Source organism: Ruegeria sp. CE9, assembly GCF_056537425.1.
Genome location: NZ_JBQFRO010000095.1, coordinates 1 through 1,002 on the forward strand (window position 1 = coordinate 1; position 1,002 = coordinate 1,002).

Annotated in this window: 2 protein-coding genes; both read right to left on the reverse strand. The window is 57.2% G+C overall.

The genetic code is table 11. The features are described 5' to 3' along the window. A partial coding sequence (gene phnK, locus ACR0B3_RS24255; RefSeq protein WP_480811274.1) for a phosphonate C-P lyase system protein PhnK occupies window positions 1–608 on the reverse strand: 608 nt, incomplete at its 3' end. Continuing rightward, the coding region (locus tag ACR0B3_RS24260; RefSeq protein ID WP_480811275.1) for an alpha-D-ribose 1-methylphosphonate 5-phosphate C-P-lyase PhnJ at window positions 605–1,002 on the reverse strand (398 nt) is incomplete at its 5' end. The genes phnK and ACR0B3_RS24260, both read right to left, overlap by 4 nt.

Sequence of the window (1,002 nt, forward strand, 5' to 3'; positions counted from 1 at the left end):
GCCGACAATCCCATACGGCGGACAAGACCGTGCAGCAAATCCAACAGCCGTGCCTGCACGCTAACGTCCAAGCCGCCCGTGGGTTCGTCCATGAAAACAAGGCGCGGGCCCGTCACCAAATTGCGCGCGATTTGCAGGCGCTGCTGCATCCCACCCGAAAAGGCCGAAGGGCGATCATCCATACGGGCGGTGTCGATTTCAACCTTGCTCAGCCAGTCACCTGCGGTCTGGCGAATATCGCCATAATGACGAGCGCCGACCGCCATCAACCGCTCGCCGACATTACCGCCTGCGGATACCCGCATCCGCAATCCATCACGCGGATTTTGATGCACAAAGGCCCAATCGGTGCGCGACAGCATCCGCCGCTCGGCCTCAGGCATCTGACGGACATCACGGGGGCCATCGGCACGGGTGTCAAAAATCACTTCCCCCTGATCAGGGCTCAGATGCCCCGCTAGGCAATTGAGCAGCGTAGACTTACCTGACCCAGACTCGCCCACAATCCCCAAGACTTCGCCTGGATAAAGATCAAACGAGACATCTGCACAGCCAATCCGCGTGCCGTAGCGTTTCTCAATATTGCGCACTTGCAAAAGCGGGGTCATGCGGCCTCTCCTGTCTCGCGGCGGCTGGCGCAGTAATCTGTGTCAGAACAGACAAACATCCGCCCGCCCGCATCATCCACGATCACCTCATCTAAATAACTGTCTTCAGCCCCACATAGCGCACAAGGATGTGCCGCTTTTGACGGATCAAAGGGGTAATCTTCAAAATCGAGACTCACGACCTTGGTATAGGGTGGCAGGGCATAAATCCTTTGCTCACGTCCCGCCCCAAACAATTGCAAGGCAGGGCTTTCCAATTTGGGATTGTCGAATTTCGGGATTGGAGACGGATCCATCACATAGCGCTCTTCCACCTTCACGGGATAGGCATAGGCGGTCGCAATCTCGCCATGGCGCGCAATGTCCTCGTAGAGCTTGACATGCATCAGGCCAT